Annotated in this window: 12 protein-coding genes and 2 tRNA genes; 5 read left to right on the top strand and 9 right to left on the bottom strand. The window is 68.7% G+C overall.

Features of this window, described 5'->3' with window-relative positions; genetic code table 11:
* Nucleotides 1–318: 318 nt before the first annotated feature.
* From U0177_RS19505 to U0177_RS19495, 3 genes are read left to right on the top strand one after another with little or no spacing between them, the layout of a single operon-like run.
* Entirely contained in the window at nt 319–2,379 is a 2,061-nt protein-coding gene (locus tag U0177_RS19505; protein ID WP_409572335.1) for a putative glycoside hydrolase, read from the top strand.
* A gap of 30 nt (nt 2,380–2,409) precedes the next feature.
* Nucleotides 2,410–4,836 carry a peptidoglycan recognition family protein gene (locus tag U0177_RS19500; RefSeq protein ID WP_409572334.1) on the top strand — a complete coding sequence of 809 codons (2,427 nt, stop codon included), beginning with the start codon at nt 2,410–2,412 and terminating at the stop codon, nt 4,834–4,836.
* A 3-nt stretch (nt 4,837–4,839) separates the two neighbouring features.
* Nucleotides 4,840–5,571 (top strand): hypothetical protein, encoded by a 732-nt coding sequence (locus U0177_RS19495; protein ID WP_409572333.1) that lies wholly within the window; start codon nt 4,840–4,842, stop codon nt 5,569–5,571.
* A gap of 84 nt (nt 5,572–5,655) precedes the next feature.
* Here the strand turns inward: U0177_RS19495 and U0177_RS19490 are convergent, their stop codons facing one another.
* From U0177_RS19490 to U0177_RS19455, 8 genes are all read right to left on the bottom strand, one after another.
* Nucleotides 5,656–6,003: a Trm112 family protein gene (locus U0177_RS19490; RefSeq protein WP_409572332.1), complete on the bottom strand. Its 348-nt coding sequence runs from the start codon at nt 6,001–6,003 to the stop codon at nt 5,656–5,658.
* A 219-nt stretch (nt 6,004–6,222) separates the two neighbouring features.
* Nucleotides 6,223–6,879: a phosphoribosylanthranilate isomerase gene (locus U0177_RS19485; RefSeq protein ID WP_409572331.1), complete on the bottom strand. Its 657-nt coding sequence runs from the start codon at nt 6,877–6,879 to the stop codon at nt 6,223–6,225.
* A 52-nt stretch (nt 6,880–6,931) separates the two neighbouring features.
* Entirely contained in the window at nt 6,932–8,974 is a 2,043-nt protein-coding gene (locus tag U0177_RS19480; protein WP_409572330.1) for an NYN domain-containing protein, read from the bottom strand.
* Between the two features lie 488 nt (nt 8,975–9,462).
* Complete coding sequence (locus U0177_RS19475; RefSeq protein ID WP_409572329.1) at nt 9,463–10,929, bottom strand: cryptochrome/photolyase family protein; 1,467 nt, start codon at nt 10,927–10,929, stop codon at nt 9,463–9,465.
* A 91-nt stretch (nt 10,930–11,020) separates the two neighbouring features.
* Nucleotides 11,021–12,109 (bottom strand): tetratricopeptide repeat protein, encoded by a 1,089-nt coding sequence (locus U0177_RS19470; RefSeq protein ID WP_409572328.1) that lies wholly within the window; start codon nt 12,107–12,109, stop codon nt 11,021–11,023.
* A gap of 314 nt (nt 12,110–12,423) precedes the next feature.
* A complete protein-coding gene (locus U0177_RS19465; RefSeq protein WP_409572327.1) occupies nt 12,424–14,193 on the bottom strand; it encodes an ABC transporter ATP-binding protein in 1,770 nt (589 codons plus the stop codon).
* Between the two features lie 65 nt (nt 14,194–14,258).
* Nucleotides 14,259–15,029 carry an energy-coupling factor transporter transmembrane component T gene (locus U0177_RS19460; protein ID WP_409572326.1) on the bottom strand — a complete coding sequence of 257 codons (771 nt, stop codon included), beginning with the start codon at nt 15,027–15,029 and terminating at the stop codon, nt 14,259–14,261.
* 83 nt (nt 15,030–15,112) lie between these two features.
* On the bottom strand, nt 15,113–15,943 hold the full coding sequence (locus U0177_RS19455) for a hypothetical protein (protein ID WP_409572325.1): 831 nt from the start codon (nt 15,941–15,943) through the stop codon (nt 15,113–15,115).
* Between the two features lie 201 nt (nt 15,944–16,144).
* On the opposite strand from U0177_RS19455, the gene U0177_RS19450 reads away from it, so the two are divergent.
* Nucleotides 16,145–16,221 (top strand) — tRNA-Glu (locus U0177_RS19450).
* Between the two features lie 6 nt (nt 16,222–16,227).
* Nucleotides 16,228–16,304 (top strand) — tRNA-Asp (locus U0177_RS19445).
* Here the strand turns inward: U0177_RS19445 and U0177_RS19440 are convergent.
* A complete protein-coding gene (locus tag U0177_RS19440) occupies nt 16,283–18,595 on the bottom strand; it encodes a hypothetical protein (RefSeq protein WP_409572324.1) in 2,313 nt (770 codons plus the stop codon). The two genes, U0177_RS19445 and U0177_RS19440, sit on opposite strands and share 22 nt — an antisense overlap.
* Nucleotides 18,596–18,747: the final 152 nt, after the last annotated feature.

The following is an 18,747-nucleotide window of genomic DNA, read 5'->3' as shown; positions in this document are numbered from 1 at the left end:
GGGGTCGACAGACGTTGCACGAGCCCTGAGCCTCGCCCCGCTCGCCCATTCTCTGCCCCAGCCCCGCGCGCAGGTAGAGCGGGGCTGGGGGTGAGGGCGAAGAGCGCTCGGCGCAGAAGCGCGCTTCTCCTTACACATGCAGCTTTCGCGCTGCCCGGCTCGCGTGCTTGACAACCCACTGCCAGGCGTTTATGATAGGCCATCGCCCGCGCTGGCGGCCGATGGTGTTGCAAACAATAATTTCGGCGGCTGCCGGCGGTACAGCTACGACGCGGCGCTCCGCAGCCGCGCCGCCGCTATCGGGAGTAGATCTTCACCATGGCGATCTTTCGAACCTACCTGCTTCGGGCTGCCTGGCTGTGTGCTTGCGCCGCGCTGGCCGTGCTTATGGTCGCCTGCGGCGGCCCCGACGTGCCGCTGAATGGCACAATCGTCGACGCATACACCGGCAAGCCGGTGATAGCGGCGCGCATCAACATCGGCGGCGCCGAGGCCACCACCGATGCCGGCGGCAAGTACCAGCTTGCGCGCTGGAGCAGCAGCGGCACGCTGCAGATCGCCGCCGACGGCTACGAGCCAGTCGCGATCGCGCTGGCAAATCAGCCGCAGCTGGCCAAGCCGGCCCAGCCCGCCGCCACCCTCGACGCGACACTGCGCCCGAATACCGTCAGCGGCGTGGTCACCGACGCCTACACCAAGCAGCCGCTGGCTGGCGTGCTGGTCAAGGCCAGCGATACGCTCAGCGCCACCACTGCCGCCAATGGCGGCTACCGGCTCGAAGGCGTGCCCGAGAGCTTCACGCTCACGCTCAGCGCCGCCGACCACGAGGACGTGTCGCAGCGCCTGAAGCAGCAGGTGAGCTTCGACACCGCGCTCCGGCCGAATGTGCTCAGCGGCGTCGTCACCGACCGCTACACTGGCCAGCCGGTGCCCGGCGCGCTGGTGCAGGCCGGCGATACCGTCAAGGCCACCACCGGCGCCGACGGCAAATACCGCCTCGAGCAGGTGCCGCCCGGCGCCACGATCCAGATCAGCGCCAACGGCTTCGCGATGCTGACGCAGCCGCTTGAGCAGGCGGTCACGCTCGACGCCGTGCTGCGCCCCGACGTGCTCAAGGGCACGATTGTCGACGCCGCCACCGGCGCGCCGATCAAAAACGCTACGGTCATCGCGTCGCCAAATCTCGAGAGCGACGCGGTGGCGGTGCAGCGGCTTGAGAATAGCGCCGATGGCGCGTTTCAGCTCGACGGCGTGCCCGAGCAGGGCGTGATCCAGGTGCTGGCGCCTGGCTTTAGCAAGGCCGTGATCGAGATCAAGCCCGGCAGCATCCCAAGCACGGTCAAGCTCGACCGCTTCGCCGCGAAGTCGCTGTATGTCACGGCGGCGGTGGCCTCGAACCACAATTTGCTGATGAAGTTCTTCGACGCGATCGACAAGACCGAGCTGAACGCGATCGTGATCGACCTGAAATCCGACCTGCGCGACGACCTGGGCCTGGTGTACTACGACTCGCAGGTGCCGATCGTCAAAGAGCTGCACACCTCGCGGCCCAATATGGATCTCAAGGCCATTCTGGCCGAGGCCAAGAAGCGCGGGATCTATACAATCGCGCGCGTGCACATCTTCAGCCACGATAACGTGCTCGCCGACGCCAAGCCCGAGTGGGCCGCACAAGACAGCCAGAATGGCGGGGTGTTCGCCGATTACCCCGGCCCGGGCATCCGCTACGCCTGGCTCGACCCGTGGAACCGCAATGTGTGGGATTACAACATCCAGCTCTCGGTCGAGGCCGCGCATATGGGCTTCGACGAGATCAACTACGATTACATCCGCTTCCCGTCACTTGAGTTCGGCGCCAACGACGCGGCGCGCCTGAAGCTCTCGCGCCCGAATGCCACCGACGACGAGAAGTTCCAGAATATCGCCGAGATGCTCACGCAGTCGCAGGCCGCGATCAATGCAGCAGGCGCGTTTCTGTCGGTCGATGTCTTTGGCGTGACTGCCTGGGAGCCTTCGCCGCTGATCGGCCAGGATATCAAGCTGATGGGCCAGCATACCGACTATGTCTGCCCGATGATCTACCCGTCGCATTTTTGGGCCGGCGCGGGCGGGTTCGATCTGCCGGCCAAGCACCCTTACGAGATGATCGCCCAGAGCATGACCCATGGCCTCGAGCAGCTCAGCGGCAAGCGCGCGCTGATGCGGCCGTGGCTGCAAGATTTCACGCTCACCTGGGTGCCCAAGAATGAGATCGTCGAGTACGGCCCGGCCGAGGTGCGCGCCCAGATCAAAGCCGTCGAAGATTCGGGCAGCCCCGGCGGCTGGCTGCTGTACGACTCGGCTAACCACTATACAATCGAGGCGCTCAAGCCCCAGTAGCCGCCGGCTGCTGCATATGCGGGAGACGACATGCGACGTGTGTTGCTAGTTCTGATCTTGGCGGTTCTGGCAGGGGGCGGCGCGCTCGTGCGCGCCCCGGCGCTGTCGGCCCAGCCCGCGATTGCGGTGCAGATCGGCAAGCTTGCGCTCAGCAAGGTGGCCGACTGGCGCGCCGCCCCCTGCGGTGGCCAGCCTGCCTGGCCCGGCGATACCTGCGGCGGGCTGTTCGTCAGCAATAATGCCGGCGGCGAGCTGCGCCTGGCCGACGGCGCCCAGCAGGCCGAGTATACCTCCGCGATCAGCACCACCGCCTTTCTGTATAACGCCGTCGGCGCGACATGGCAGGCCGACATCCCTGCCGGCACCAGCCTGACGCTCGAGATCCGCGGCGGCACGTCGCCCAAAGACGAAGACCTGACGCCGTGGCAGCCGCTCGTGCCGGGCGATGCTCAGTCGCAGGACGACGGCGCGCAGGCGCTCGAGTCGGTGCGGCCGTTTCCCGCCGGCATGGCGGTGCTGCAGCTGCGGGCCACCTTCCGCTCGACCGTGGCCAACGCCTCGCCGGTGCTCGGCGCGCTGACGCTGCACTACATCAACGCCACCGCCGGCCCGAGCCGGCTCTCCGAGCAGCAGCGCGTGCCCGCGCCGTATGGCCCGGCTACGCTCAGCCCGCCGCCCGCGCTGCTGCTGCGCGATGCCTGGGGCGCGCCCGCCAGCAGCGCGCCAGTGGTGCGCCAGCGCCCGCGCGGCATCATCCTGCACCAGATCGGTTCCGACGACGTGGTGAGCACACCGCCGTTTCTGCGCGCGCTCGATGCCTACGACACCCAGGTGCTCGGCTGGGACGACCTGCCGTTTCACTTTATTGTCGACCGCGACGGCGCGATCTATGTCGGGCGCAACGGCGGCCCGAGCGCCGCAGCCGAGCGTTTCTCGGGCGGCGATGCGGCCATCCACGTGGCGCTGATCGGCGCCACGCTGCCTTCGGGCCAGCAGCAGGCCGCGCTCATCCAGCTGCTCGCCTGGCTCGGCCAGGCCTACGATATCGCGCCGCTCGGCACGCACGCTGTGGCGGCCAAGGGCGCCGCACCCAGCAGCCGGCCTAATATCGCCGCCCACGCCGAGGCTGTGCCGAGCGCCGCCGATCCCTCAGCCGATCTGCGCGGCCAGCTCGATCAGCTGCGCCAGGCCGCCGACCAGGCCACCGTGCGCGCGCGCTGGTACTTCGCCGAGGGCAACGTGCTTAACTTCGCCGAGCGGCTCTCGGTGCTCAACCCCGGCGCCGCCGCCGCCAGCGTGCGCTTCAACCTGCTGCGCCAACCCGGCCCGGCGGTTGTGCGCGATGCCAGCGTGGCTGCCGGCGGGCGCGCTAGCCTGGTGGTGAACGACCTGTTCAACGATACCAGCGAGGTGCCGGCGATCGTCGAGTCGAATGGCCCGCTGATCGCCGAGCGCTTCCTCGATTTCGGCAGCGACATCAGCAGCGGCCCTGGCGTGCGCCAGCCGTCGCGCGTCTGGTACTTCGCCGAGGGCTCCACCGAGGGCGATTCGAAAACCTACCTGGTGCTGTTCAATCCGCAGGCTGTCAGGGTCAAGGCGAGCGTCACGTACATGCAAGGCGATGGCGCCACCGCTATTCAGTCGGTCGAGGTGGCTCCGCTCGCGCGCACCGTGGTGACGGTGGGCGACCAGCTGCCCGGCAGCAGCTTCGGCATGCGCGTGATCGCCGCCGAGCCGATCGTCGCCGAGCGCACCATGATCTTTGGCCCCGGCAGCGGCGCCACCACCGGCGGCTTCGATACCGCGCCCGGCACGCCGCTGCTTTCGCGCCAGTGGTACTTCGCCGAGGGCACCACCCAGCCACCTTTCACCATGACGATCCTGGTGCTCAACCCCAACGCCCAGCCGGCCAATGTCGCGGTGAAGTTCCTGACCGACTCAGGCACCTCGCTGGTGCGCAAGTACGCCATCCCGCCGGCTACGCGCCTGTCCATCCCGGTGAACGAGGTAGTGCCCGAGCTTGGCATTGCCACCACCGTCACCGCCGACCGGCCGGTCGCGGTCGAGCGCGCGCTCACATGGCGCGGCGGGCGCGCCGGCACCGCTGGCCTGGGTGCGACCTCGCCGGCCTATACATGGCGCTTCGCCGATGGCCGCACCAGCGACAATGTGCAAGAGTACCTGCTGCTCAGCAACCCTGGCTCGAACCAGGCGCGCGTCGCGGTCGAGTTCGTGCTCGCCGACGGCAAGACCAGCACGCAGACAGTGATCATGCCCAAAGAGTCGCGCTATACCATGCCGGTGCACGAGCTGTACCCCGGCCAGGTCGCGATCGCCGCGACCGTGCGCTCGACTCAGCCAATCGTCGCCGAGCGGTCGCTGTACGCTGGCGCCCCCGCAGCCGAGAGCAACAAAGGCGGCGCCACCACGCTTGGCATTGCCGAGGAGCTGCCATAAGCTATGGATGAACAAACCCCGCCGCAGCCCGAGCCTGGTACCGCCATGCCCCCGCCTGCCACCGGCCCGCTGGCCGCGCCTCCACCGCCCGCGCGCACGCGTGGCGGCTGCGTCGGGCGTTTCTTCGCCGCGCTCCTGGTGATCCTGATCACGACGTTTCTGGCGCTGCTTGCCGGCGCGGTCGGGCTGCTCTACCTCGGCTTCACGCCGGCCACGCCGCAGCAGCTGGCCGATGCCGCAGCGCAGGTGGCAACGCTTCAGGCAGCCAATGCCAGCCTGCAAACGCAGGTGGCCGCCGCCGACAGCCGCAGCTCGGCCGATCACGAGACGCTGGGCGAAGTCAAAGCCCAGCTGGAGGCGATCGCCGGCCTGCGCGACCAGCTCGCCCAGGAGCGCGCCGCCAGCGCCGCTCAGAGCGCCACGCTGGTGGCCGATGTCCGCGCCGGCCGCGACGCGGTGGCGCTGTTCGCTACTGCCGAGGCCGGGCGCGCCGCGCTGCTCGCCGAGCTCGAGCGCCGCTCGGCACGCGTCGAGCGCTTCCTGCAGCGCCTTGGCGATATCGCCAACGATACCGCCACCGACCTTAATAGCGCGACCCCGATCATCCCGACGCTCACGCCTACGCCGGCGGCGCCTACCGCCACGCCCGCGCCTACCGCCACCGAGGTGCCTTCGCGCACGCCGAGCGCGCCAACGCCAAGCCCGGCGCCGCGCGCCACGCCGACACGCACATAGCCCGCGTTTTCCTGCCGCGCTGCGCACAAAAACGTCGGGGGCAGCTTTGCCGCCCCCGACGCTCGCAGTTTGCCGCCCGCAGCGCTAGCCGCTGATCAGGCTTTCGTCGCGGTTCTTCTCGCCCTCTTCCAGCAGCATGATCGGGATGCCATCCTCGACAGGGTAGCGGAAGCCGTTGCGGCGGTTCACTAGCCACTCGCTGCCCGACGGATCGGTGACCAGCTCGACCGGGCCTTTGTCGCCCGGGTCGGCCAGGATGGCCAGCAGCTCGGGGCTGATGCTGCGCTTGCCGCCGCCAAAGCCGCCGCTGGCGCTTGGCGTGGCGCCTAAATCGAACACGCTATCCTCACGATACTGCTTGATTGCACGATACACCACCACCGCGAAGCCGACCAGCGCCGCGATACCAAGAAGCCGTAATAGCCCTTTCATACGCAAGACCTCCTTGTAGTCTGATCTACATTTGTAAACATTAGGGCAAACCCAGGTGGCGCCCTCAGCCTTCGGCAGAGCGATACTTTACATCGTGGGGTGTATTTTCTTTTGTGCTCAGATTTTGGCGCTTTGCGCCAAAATCTGAGCACCTTCCATGAAAAAGAACCGCTCTGCCGAAGGCAAAAACACGCACCGCGTAAATCCTGTTAAAGAGTACTAACTCGGTTCGACCGAACGCAAAAGCTGTGCCGTGGCACGCGCGTTTGCTACGAATGCGCGGATCTTGGCCGCATCCTTGGCGCCGTCGGTCTCGACGCCGCTGCTCACATCGACGCCCCAGGGCCGCACCTGCTCGATGGCCGTAGCGACATTGCTTGGGCCAAGCCCGCCGGCCAACAGGATCGAGTGGCGGCGCGCCAGAACGGCTGCGCGCGCCCAGTTGGCCACTACGCCGGCGCCGCCGTACGCGCCCGGCACGTGCGCGTCCACCAGCAGCTGCACGTGTGGTAGGTCGGCTTCGAGCCAGCGCTGCTCGGTGGCGGCGCCGTCGAAGCGGATGGCCTTGATCAGCGCCAGGTCGGCCAGCTCGTCGGCGAAGCTGGCAGGCTCGTCGCCGCTCAGCTGCACGGCGTCGAGCTTGCACTCGCGCGCCAGGGCGCGCATGCGCGCGGGTGTCTCGTTCACAAACACGCCCACGAGCCGTGGTGGGCTGGCGGTGGCGGCGCGCACAGCATGGCCGATCCGCGCCACCTCGGCGGGGGCAATTTGGCGGCGCGACGGCGCGAAGATAAAGCCCAGCAGGTCGGCCCCGGCGCCGGCCGCCACCAGGGCGTGCTCGGCGGTGCGCAGCCCACAAATCTTGACACGTGTCATTGGCGCGATAGCGGAGCTGCCTACGCCAGATTGGGCAGGCAGCTCCACCGGGCTACTCGGCATCGGCGGGCTTTTTACGGCGGCTGCGCTTCGGCGCGGCGGGCTCGGCGCTGGCTTCAGCCGGGGCAGCTGGCTCGGCCGGGGCCGCCTTGCGCTGGCGCGCCGGCTTCTTGGGCGCGGCCTCGGCGGCGTCGCCGGCTTCGGCGGCGGGTTTGCGCCGTGGGCGTGCGCGCTTAGCCGGGGCGGGCTCGGCGCTGGCCTCGGCGGCGGGCTCGGCGGCAACTTCGGCCGGCGCGACGCTGAGATCGGGCAGGTACAGCTCGGGCTGGCCCACCGGCGCGGCCTCGGCCGACGCCTCAACCTCGGGCGCGGCCTGCTCGGCGGCCTCGGCAGCCTCGGCCGATTGGGCCAGCCGGTAGCTGGCGCGGTTGCCCTTGCCCAGCCGCTCGAGCGTGCCGCTGTTGATTGCCTGCTTGATCAGCGAGCGCAGCTCTTCGTTGGTGCGCGCGATTCCGGCGCTATTGCGGGTGTTGCGCAGCGCATCGTGGATCTGCGCGAACGAGGCCGGGCGCTCGAAGCCGCCAACTACCTGGCGCAGCAGCTGCCACTCGTACTCGTTGAACGGCAGCGATACTGCCGCTGGCGCGGCGCCATCTGGCGCGTACTCGGCCTCAGCCGCCGCAGCGCTTTCAGGCTCGGCAGCCGGCGCGGGCTCGGCCTCGGCCTCGGGCTCGGGCTCGAACACTGCCGGTGGCAGCAGCTCTTCGGCCACAGGATCGTAGGCAATCGCCGGCTCAAGCTGCTCGGCCTCGGCCTCGACCTGGTCGAGCAGCTCGTCGAATATCGCGTCGGCGCTTTCCTCGGCCGGCAAGTCGAACGCAGGCGTGTCGGCGCCTTCCTCAAACAGCTCGTCCTCGTCGTCGAGCGGCGTCATGCCGTTCTGCGGCGTCGCAGCAGTGGCGCCACGCCCACCGCGCGAGCGGCGGCGGCGGCGGCGGCCGTTCGACACCACCGAAGGCCGGCTCTCGGGGCGCACCTCGCTCTCGGGCACCTGGATCACCGGTGCGCCTGGCTCCTCGGTGATCTCCTGGGCGAACTGCGAGAGCTTGTATGGGTCTTCGCCAGGCAGGAACACCTCGTTCACCGTGCCGCGCGTGAACACCTGCACCTTGCCGCGGCGCTCGGCCTCGATCACAAAGTCTTTGAACTTCGCGAACGGCCGGCCGCTGGCGTCTTTGTAGCGGCCCTCTTTGAACTCGCCGCCCATCAGCTCTTTCATCAGCAGTTTGAGCGAGCCGAACGAGCAGACATAGCCGCGCTCGCGCGCCAGGTTGATCGCGCTCACCAGCGTGTCGTAGATGTCGGGCTGGCCGGACACCTCGGGCTCGCGCTCGGGGGCGCGCTCGGCGCTGCGCTCGCGCTCGGGGGCGCGCTCGGTGCTGCGCTCGCGCTCGGGGGCGCGCTCGGTGCTGCGCTCGCGCTCGGGGGCGCGGCTGCGGCCGCGGTCGCCATCGTCTTCGGAGAAATCGTTCTCGCGGCCCTTCTCGGGCATTTTGGCTTTGGGCAGATCCTGCTGGAGATCGGTGGGCTTTTTGCCCACCAGCGACTCATAGAAAATAAACTCGTCGGCGCTCTGGGCCAGGTGGGCCGAGGCCGCCCCGCCGATGCCGATGATAATAACCTCTTTGCCCTGCTGGCGAATGCTATTGACGAGCGGGATGAAGTCGCGGTCGCCGGTGGCCAGCACGAATTTGGCGATATTCGTGTTGGTGAACAGCGTTTTCATGGCGTCGATGCACAGATTCATGTCGACGCTATTCTTGATCGCGCGGCCAGTTCGGCCCATCTCGCGGTCGTAATAGTACGTCGGCACGTACATCGGCTCGATGCCGTTGGCGTAGAGCGCGCTTGTGACCCTGGGGTAGCGGTACCAGTCGGCGTAGGCTCGGGCGATGACCACGCGGCCGAAGTCCTCGCACCGGTCCATGATCATCTCGAAGTTGGGGTTTGCGTCCAGCTTGTCGCGGACGCTGACGTAAACATTCTCAAAGTCGATAAAGACGGCCACGTCAGGTCGGTGGTTGTCATTTGGCATTGGTTGTCTAACATGCTCCTGTCGGATGAGACAGCGGAGATCACGCGCACATCGGGCGGCCGCGGCCAGCCAACACTCGCGCAGTGCGCCCAGCCAGCTATCGATTGGGGCATGGGGTGCCCGAACCGTGCTCAGCTGTGCCGCGCGCTGCGCCGGGGTGAGTCAAAGCCGTGGATGTCGCCGGCAGGCCAGTGGCCGCGCGTGGGCGAGCGCGTATGCTCTCGCCAGGCTGGCCACGGAAGACGGCGACGGATCCGAAGGAGGTGTCCGTTGTCAATGTACGTTTCCACAATCTCGTTGCGTCATCGGCCGGGCCTGCGCATCGCCAGTGGCGGCCCAACCGCGCTACGGTGAGCTAACTATAGCACTGGATTAGTGAATATGCAACATGTTGGCGCGGCGAGCTAGCGCGGCGTCAACATCGCCTCGAGCGCCTCACCCGCTGCCGGGCGAACGATCTGCGGTGCGACGCGGGGTAGCGCCCAAAGCTACGCGGCGCTGTCGGGCTGCGCGTGGGCGGCGCGCACCGCCCGGTACATCGCCAGGGCCTGCTCGCGCCGCGCCGCGTGCTCGACGATCGGCGCCGGGTAGTCGCGCCCGATCCGCACGCCTAGGCGGCGCTGCTCGGCGGCCGGCAGCGCCCAGGGCTGGTGGATGTAGCGATCGGGCACGCGCGCGAGCTCGGGCACGTAGCGCCGCACGTAGGCGCCGCTCGGGTCGAACTTCTGGCCCTGGCTGGCCGGGTTGAAGATCCGGAAGTACGGCTGCGCGTCGGTGCCGGTGCCGGCGGCCCACTGCCAGCCGCCATTGTTTGCGGCGTGGTCGCCGTCGGCTAGCTGGCGCATGAAGTAGCGCTCGCCCCAGCGCCAGTCGACCAGCAGGTCTTTGGTGAGAAACGAGGCGACGATCATGCGGGCGCGGTTGTGCATCCAGGCCTCGCGGTTCAGCTGGCGCATGCCGGCGTCGACGATTGGGTAGCCGGTGGCGCCGGCGCACCATGCCTCGAATAGCCCGGTGTCGTTTTGCCAGGCCAGCGCGTCGTACTGCGGTTTGAACGCGCCGCCGAGCACATGCGGGAAGTGCGCCAGGATCTGCTGGTAGAAGTCCCGCCAGGCCAGCTCGCCCAGCCAGGTGTCGATCGACGCCTGGGTCGCGCTGTCGGTGGCGTTCAGGCGCAGCGCGGCGCGCAGGCAGGCCAGCGGCGCAATGCAGCCGAAGCGCAGGTACGGGCCGAGCCGCGAGGTAGCGGCCAGCGCCGGGCGCTCGCGGCCATGCTGGTAGCCGCCAATTGCCTGCGGGGCGCCCGCGCGCACGAATGCCGCCAGGCGTGCCTGTCCAGCCGCCTCGCCGCCGGGCGCCAGCTCCTGGTCGGTGGTGGCGCCGAGGTCGGCCGGCGTGGGAAGGGCCAGCGTATCGATTGCCTCGGGCACTGGCGCAAGCGCTGGCAGCTCGCGCTCGGCCAGCGGCGCCGCAGCAACATAGGCGCGCCACTGCCGCAGGTATGGCGTAAACACACTGTACCAGCCGCCGGCTTTGGTGCGCAGCGCATCGGGCTCGGCAAGCGCGGTGTCGTTGAAATCGAGCGTTGCGACGCCCTGGCCCATCAGCGCCTGGCGCACCGCGGCGTCACGCTCCAGCGCGAAAGGCGCGTAGTCGCGGTTGAAGCACAGCAGGCGCGCCCCGCTGGCCTCGGCCAGTGCGCGCAGCACCTCCGGCGGGCTGCCGCGCCGCACGATCAGGCGGCTGCCGCGCTCGCGCAGAGCTCCGTCGAGCGCGGCCAGCGTGCTGAGCAGAAACGCCACGCGCGCCGGGGCGGTGTCGGGCGCGCGCAGGATCGCGTCGTCGAGGATGAACAGCGGCAGCACCTGGCCGGCGCTGGCCTCGGCGGCGGCGTGCAGCGCCGGGTTGTCGCGTAGCCGCAGGTCGCGGCGAAACCAGTGAATGGCGGGCGGCATAGTAGTTCCTCAGGGCAGCACAAAAACGACGCAAGACGCCCAGGCGTCTTGCGTCGTCTACGCGCGGCGCGCGGCTATGGATGTTGAGGTGTCAGGCCGCGCCGACGGCCTGGCTGCTCACGAACTCGAGCTGCTCGCGGCAGGCTGCGATCCCGGCGGCGCTTTCGGGCGAGGGGTCGAGCTGGTACGAGCGCACCAGCGCCTCGCGCGCCTCGCGGTAGCGCTTGAGGATGAACAGCGCCTTGCCGCGATTCAGCCAGAAGATCGACTTGGTTTTGGCGTCGGAGGTCGAAAGCTCGATCGCGCGGTTGACGCACTCGAGTGCGGCCTCGGCGCGGCCTAGCTCGGTCAGCAGCGCGCCCTTGCTGTTCCACACCCGCGCGTTGTCCGGCTCGATCTCGAGCGCGTGGTCGTAGCTGGCGAGCGCGTCGTTGAAGCGGCCCATGTCGGTGAGCGCCATGGCCCGCCACAGCCAGGCGGCGTGGCTGCGCTGGTTGATCTGCAGCGCGCGCTCAAACAGGTCGAAGGCTTCTTTCGGCTGGCTCTGGCGCAGCAGCATCTGGCCCTGGTCGCAGAGCATCTGGCTCTCGAGCTGGGGGTCGTGGCCGTTCGCGCCGTTCGATGCCGTGCTGGCCTGGCGCTGCATCTGCTCGCGCAGGCGCTGCTCGGTCTCGTACAGGTGCGCGCGGTCTGCGGGCTTATTCGCCAGCAGGTCGAGCTGCTGCACGCGCTCGCAGGCCAGTACGGCGGCCTTGAGCGCCTCGAAGCTGCCGAGCGCGCGCGCCACGTCTACTACCCATTGGGCGAACGTGAGCACTGCCACGCGGGCGGGGCGGCGCTCACCGGCCTCGATCTCGGCGGCGCGGGTGTAGGCGGCGATGGCCTTGGCGATATACGCTTCGTTGAGCTGGGCGTTGTGCAGCGTCAGGCGCGCGCACAGGTCGCCCAGCGCGAAGTAATCGTCGGCCTGTGGTGGGCGGCGCTGCCGCGCGGCGCGCCCGAGCGCGCGCACCTCGGGGTTGGCGTCGTTGGCGAATGGGTCGAACGATCCGCCAATATCGCGGAAGACGGCGAGCATCTGCGACCACAGGCCGGTCTGGTCGTCCTCATGCTCGGCTGCGCCGGCCGGGCGGCCGCTCTGGGGCGCCGGTGGAAGGTAGGTGTCGTTCTGGTCAATCATTGGCGTACTCCACAGAAGAAACGAAACATCAATGTTGCCTTTTTCGGCTGGCCTTATCTATCAAAAACGTAAAAACCGCGCAGTTTTCGCCCAAACTACAGCGCGGGGGGTGGCTACCCCTCGCGCAATCCGCCGCTGTTTCAGGTATCGTGTTCTTTCCATAATAACATAGTCTGCCCACGAAACAACAGCGCCAAGATGACAAAATGACCACTGTTGTTTTGACAGTTCGTACATCTCGGCGGCGCCTGGTTGTGCTGGTTTGCCGCCCTGCTGGGCCGGGGCTGCCGCCGCTCTCGCTCGTTCACGTGGCATCAGGGTTTGGGCGCTGCGCGGTGCGCGATGCCAGCCAGCTGCGGCTGGAGCGGAGTGTGCGCGCGCGCCTCAGCCGTGAGCAGCTGTTCGAGCCGTGGGCGCGCAGCCAGATCGATCGCCTCGGCGGCGGCCAGCGCCAGCGGCAGGCCCACCGTATCGGCCAGCAGCGCGCGCGCGGCGCGATCCATGTGGCCCCAGCTACCGTCGAGTATAACGCCGCCATCTTGCATCACGATGACTCGCTCAAGGGCTTCGAAGCAGAAGTCGAGGTCGTGGCTGACGACCACAATCGTCTTGCCCTGGGCGGCCAGGGTGTGGGCCAGCTGGTTCAGCCGGTCGATGCTGGGGTTGTCGAGCCCGGCGGTCGGCTCGTCGAGGATCAGCACATCGCTTTCAAGCGCCGCCACGGCCGCCACCGCCACCAGCCGGCGCTGCGCCGGCGGCAGGTCGTAGGGGTGTATGTCGGCCACCTCGGCCAGCCCCAGCAGGCCAAGCGCGCGATCGACCATGTCCTCGACTTGGCTGGTACTGTAGCCCAGGTTGCGCGGCCCGAAGCGCAGCTCGTCGCGCACGGTGCGGGCGAATAGCTGGTTGCGAATATCTTGAAACACGATCCCGACGCGCCGGGCGCAGCGCGCCACGGTGGTTTTGCGCGTGTCGGTTCCGGCCACCAGCACTTGCCCGGCCGAAGGCAGCAGCAGGCCGTTCATATGGCGCAGCAGCGTGCTTTTGCCGGCGCCGTTGCGGCCCAGCAGCGCCACGCGCTCGCCCGGCCCGATCGCCAGCGACACGCCTTTCAGCGCCTCGACGCCGCTGGGGTAGCTGAAGCGCACGTTGCTGATCGCGACAACCGGCGGCTGTGTGGCAGGCGCGGCTGGTGCCGGCGGCGCGGGCGCGGCGTGCTCGGCGCGCGGCTCGGGAGCGGCCTGCAGCCCCGCCACCAGGCCATCCAGCGCGATCGGCAGCGGGCGGCTAGCCGGCCACAGCCCGGTGCGGCGCGCGGCGGCGGCGATCGTCGTTGGGCGCGGCCAGCCGATCGCGCGCTCGAGCAGCAGCGGGTTGGTCAGTACGCTGGCGGGTGGGCCATCCGCAATGGCCATGCCTTCGTCGAGCACCACCACGCGATCGGCGAGAGTCGCGGCCCATTCAAGCCGGTGCTCGGCGAACAGGATCGTCGTGCCCTGGCGGCTGAGGCCGCGCAGCAGCTCGGCCAAGCTCGCGATCGTCGGCGGGTCGAGCTGGGCGGTCGGCTCGTCGAGCACCAGCACCGGCGGGCGCATCGCCAGCGTGGCAGCCAGCACCAGGCGCTGCTGCTGCCCGCCGGAAAGCGCGTACGGCGAGCGGTCGCGCAGATCGGCGAGCTGGAGCGCCTCGAGCGCCCACTCAATCCGCTCGATGATCTCGTCGCGCGGCAGGCCGATATTCTCGAGCGCGAAGCCGATCTCTTCGTAGACTGTGAAGCGCGCGCCCGAGATCTGGCTGAAAGCATTGCTGCCGACCAGGCCGACGTGGCGCACCAGATCGGCCACCGGGCGCTGCACCACGTCCTGGCCGTCGATCTGCGCGCTGCCGCTAAACGCGCCCTCGTAGAAGTTCGGGATGAAGCCGGCGCACAGCGCGCACAGCGTGCTCTTGCCGGCGGCGGCGCGCCCAACCACGCCGCAGATCTGGCCGGCTGGCACCTCTAGGTCGAGCTCGCGCAGCGCCGGGTGTGTGCCGATCGCGTAGGTAAAGGAGATATTGTGCAGCGAGATTATTGGATCAGGCATGGCTCAAACCAGCTTTCCAATGCATTGCGTCGAGGGCGTAGCGGGGCGATCTACCGGTTGTAATGCTATGCGAACACCGTATAGAGCCGCCAGCCGATCAGCGCCAGCAGCGCCAGCAGCAGCAGCACGCGCGCGGCGCGCTGGGCCGGGGTATCGAACAGCTGGCGCAAGCTGGTTTTGGGGCCAGGCGCGGTATAGGCGCGCGACTCGAGCGCCATCGCGCGCTCTTCGACATCGACCAGCGCGCCGACCACCAGCGGGCCGATCAGCGGCACGATCCCGCGCACCCGGAAGAATCCGCGCTGTGTTTCAAGGCCGCGCGAGCGCTGGGCTTCGAGGATGGCGGTGGCGCGCGCGCTCATGTCGGGCACGATCTGCACCGACACCAGCAGAATATAGCCGATGCTGCGCGGCAGGCCGCGCTGCGTCAGCGCGTACACCAGATCGGCCGGGTGGGTGACGCGCAGCAGCAGCAGCACCACCGCGCTGAGCACCACCAGGCGCATGCTGATCAGGTAAGCAAACAGCAGCCCTTCGCGCGTCAGCGTGATCGGCCCAAGCGGCAGCGGCGTAGCGCCGGCCGGCGGGAACAGGATGCCCTGGATCAGGAACAGCGAGATCGACACCGGCAGCACCACCCGCGCGACGGTGCGCAGGATCGAGCTGGCCACGCCGGCGCTGGCCGCCAGCGCGGCCACCAGCGCGAACAGCAGCAGCGGCGTGAGCGCGCCGGGCAGCAGGTAGGTGGCTGCCAGGATCAACGCCGCTGCGGCCAGCTTGGTAAGCGGGTGCAGGCGGTGCAGTACGCTTGTGCCGGGGAAATAGCTTGATTGCATAGCGATGCGCTAATATACGAGCCGCCCAGGAGGCAGGCCATGCCTCCTGGGCGGCCAGGCGAAGCAGCAGAGGTGCAGCCGGGCTAGCGGCTCGCGGCCGGCCGGGCCAGCGTGGCGGCCTCGGCCGCGCGCGCATTGGGGAAGCGCTGGAGCAGGCGGCGCGGCAGCGACTGAATGATCAGATAGACGATCATGAACGACGTCATCTTGTCGAACGGGTCGGAGACCGTGCCTTGCGCAAAGGCCGAAGCGATGATGCTCGCGCCGCTGGCGCGGAATGCCGCCACCAGCGCGTCGGTGCCGGCGCCGGTGACGCCGCCGAACAGGTAGGCCGCAATCGGCGCCGATACAATCGCCGCCACCACGCCCGTCACCAGACCAGCCAGGCCAGCGTAGCCGGCGTTCTTCAGCACGAAGTAGCCGGCGGCCAGCCCGGCGAGGATCGCCACGATGAACACGATCGGCTGCTGCGCGAACAGGTCGCCGGCGGCGGGCAGCACCGTGTTGCCGTCGGCGTCGACCGACTGGTTGATGAACAGCATCACAAACAGCGTCAGCGCGAACAGAAACACCCCGCCGATGATCGCCGAAAGCCAGCGCGGCGAGGGCCGCTGGAACAGGCCCGCCCGGCCGGCGAACCCGGCCAGCAGGCCGATGATCCCGGCGACTGCTGCAAACGAGAGCGCGAACTGATCGAGGCCAATCAGCGTCCAGATGGTATTCGAGAGCAGCCCGGTGACGAGGCCGATCCAGGGGCCAAGCAGCGCACCCGTAAGCACCGTGCCGATGCTGTCGAGGTAAATCGGCAGCTTCAATACCTTCACGAGCTGCCCGCCGGCGATATTGATCGCAATCGCCAGCGGAATGAGCGCTAGAGCTGTGCTGTTGAGCCCGCCGCGCTGTGAGTTAGCCATTGTTCGCTCCTTACTTTCTGTCGCCAGATGTCGCGTTCAGGCGCGTACGATGTACTGTGTAAGTTTGACACTAATTGGATTGCAACATTATAGCATAAGCCGATCGATGTGACAAACCGCCGCCGCGCGCGACTTGCACGATTCCCAAGCCTATGCTATAATGCCCGGCGTTGCGGTGGAAACACCCAACATACAACCTGCGGCCCCATCGTCTAGCGGCCTAGGACGACACCCTCTCAAGGTGTAGATCGTGGGTTCGAATCCCACTGGGGTCACCACTGTGTGGGCTCGTGGTGTAGCGGCCTAACATGGAGCCCTGTCAAGGCTCAGATCGCGGGTTCAGATCCCGTCGAGCCCGCCACACAGATGGAAGCAAACGAGGTATGCGTACGCATGCCTCGTTTGTTTTTGCCGGCGCCATGCTCCGGGCCAGCGCCGCGCCACCGGCAGGTACAGCCGCGCACGCACCACCAAGCTGGGGTCGCACGCGAAGAAGTCGCCGCCGTAGTGCCGGCACACCTGCACCGCCGTGGCCTTCGGCGCGCCAGGTGCGCGGGTTGCGGTGCCACCCTCGCAGTACGCGCCGCCGCTGGCGAACAGCCCCGTCCAGAAGTCGAACCTCTGGGTGGTACACGCATCGGCGCGGTTCTTCTCGTCAACGTCGGCGAGCATCCATGCCGCGCCGCCGCTGTAGCTGCGGCTGCGCAGCGCCGCGAGGTTTGTCGCGACGAAGAATGGCGCGGTGTCGCGGCAGGCCGTCGCCAGCGGCATTTGCCGGCACGTAGCCGCCCCTTCCGTCCAGCTCGGGTTGAGCGGGCGCGGGTCGGTCGGGTAGCCAAACTCTTCGAGCACGATTGGGCCGGCGTAGCCGGCGTAGCGCAGATCGTCGATCACGCCGTCGGCGCCGCCGCTGTAGTTGTGCGGCGCGAGCATGTCGATCAGGCCCAGCAACCTGCGGCCGGAGCGGTCGGGCCGTAGGTAGTCGAAGGCCGCGCGCGTGTTGTCATAGTCGCGCACCTCGCTCGAGATGCCGGCGGTCACCAGCACTGGCGCGTGGCGCTTAACCACGGCGCGGAACTGGGCGGTCCATTCCAGCGCGCCCGCGATATAGCCAGCGTCGTCGTAGCCGGGGCGGCGGTCGAAGCAGTCGTTGCCGGCGCCGCAGTGGTTGTTGATCTCGTTGTCGGCGCTGAGGTAGGCGATCAGCGGCAGCGCCGAGCGCGCGGCGAAGTCGTCGAGCAGGCCGCCGATCCAGGCGGCGCGCTCGGGTGTCATGGCCCAGTCGGCGCTGTTATGCAGCGCGATGCCCAGCCGCATGCCGTGCGCGGCCGCGCGGCGCGCGAAGTCGTAGAGCGTGGCGTAGCTGGTTGGCACGGCGCTGGCGCCGCCTGCGGTGTACGGTAGGTCGACAAATAGCCGCAGGGTGTTGGCATTCAGCCCGCGCTGGGCGCGCTCGAGCCAGAAGTCGATCTCGCCCGAGGCCGCAGCTGCGGCGTAGTTCGCATCCCAGAAGCTCTTGCCGTTGATCCCATAGCGCGGCAGGAAGAACTGCACGCCGCGCATCACCCAGCGCCCGCCATTATCGGCCAGCACTGCGCCGCTGGCGCGCACCTGCCCGCACGCGAGCGGGTCGCCGCAGGATGCCTGCAGCGCGACAGCCGGGGGCGGGATTGCCGGCAGCACTGGCGCAGCGTCGATGTTCAGCAGCAGCAGCTCGCGCGCGCCGTCGTTCTCACGGCTTACGAGCATCAGGCTGCCGAGCAGCCCTTCTACCGCAAGCGCCGCAGGCGCATCGATCACCGGCGCGATACCCTGTGCGCTGGCGCGCTGGATCCGCCACTCCAGCGGCTGCGCGGCCTCGTCCACCGCGCTCCATACGAGCGTACCCGGCGTGGCGGCCAGCGTGGCCGCCGCTGGCGCAACCACGTCGCGCGCGCCGCTGGCGCGATCGAAACGCACGAGCCCAGGGGCATCGGCCGCGCCCGCGAACGACCAGAATGCCGCGTCGTCGGTGAGCGTGTAGCCGGCCAGCCCGCCGTAGCCAGCCAGCTGCTGCGCCAGCTCGGCTGTTTGGCCGCCAGGCTCGCGCAGCAGCAGCCGCCAGGCCGCGCGCTGGCGTTCGCCGCCGAACTGCTCTTCGCTCCACAGCACCGCACCGCCGTGTGCTACCGGCCGGCGCCCGAGCGGGCTGAGCAGCTCGGGAGCTTTTCCTGGCGAGAAGCGCTGCAGCCCGCGGCTGTCGGCCAGGTACCACTGCGCGCCATCCAGCGCGACCGTGCCGCTGGCCGAGGCCAGGGTGGCCAGCTGTGTCACTGTGCCGCTGGCCAGGTCAAGCGCCACCACCTGCCCAAACTGGTCGCCGCGCTCGACCCAGATCGCGCGTGTCGCGTCGGCGGCAAGGTCGTCGATCGGCGCAGCGCGACGCGCCAGATCGTCGTACTGCTGGCTTTGAAACGTATAGCGGCGAACGCTGAACTGCGCGCCGTCGCGCTCGGCCCACAGTGCGGCGGTGGGCGTGAGCGCCGGGTGGCCGGCAAGCGCGCGGGCGAGCAGCTCGGCGCTTGGGCGCGGCGCAGGGCTGGCGGCGCGGACGTGGGCTGGGATCAGCAGCGCTACCGCCAGCACAGCGGAAAGAAGGCGTGTGGTGTTCATGATGCCCCCGGCAGACGCCGGGCGCCTTGGTATTGGGGGAGCGTTGCGCAGGCAACGCAGGCAACGGCGCACGGCGGAGCGATTGCACTCCCGGCCAGCAGTAGCAGCGCGGGCCGGGTGGACGTGGCATTATACCAGAACAGCCGTGCTTC

The sequence above is a fragment of the Kouleothrix sp. genome, assembly GCF_046328425.1.
GTDB lineage: Bacteria > Chloroflexota > Chloroflexia > Chloroflexales > Roseiflexaceae > Kouleothrix.
This window is presented reverse-complemented; position numbering and strand designations above follow the sequence as displayed.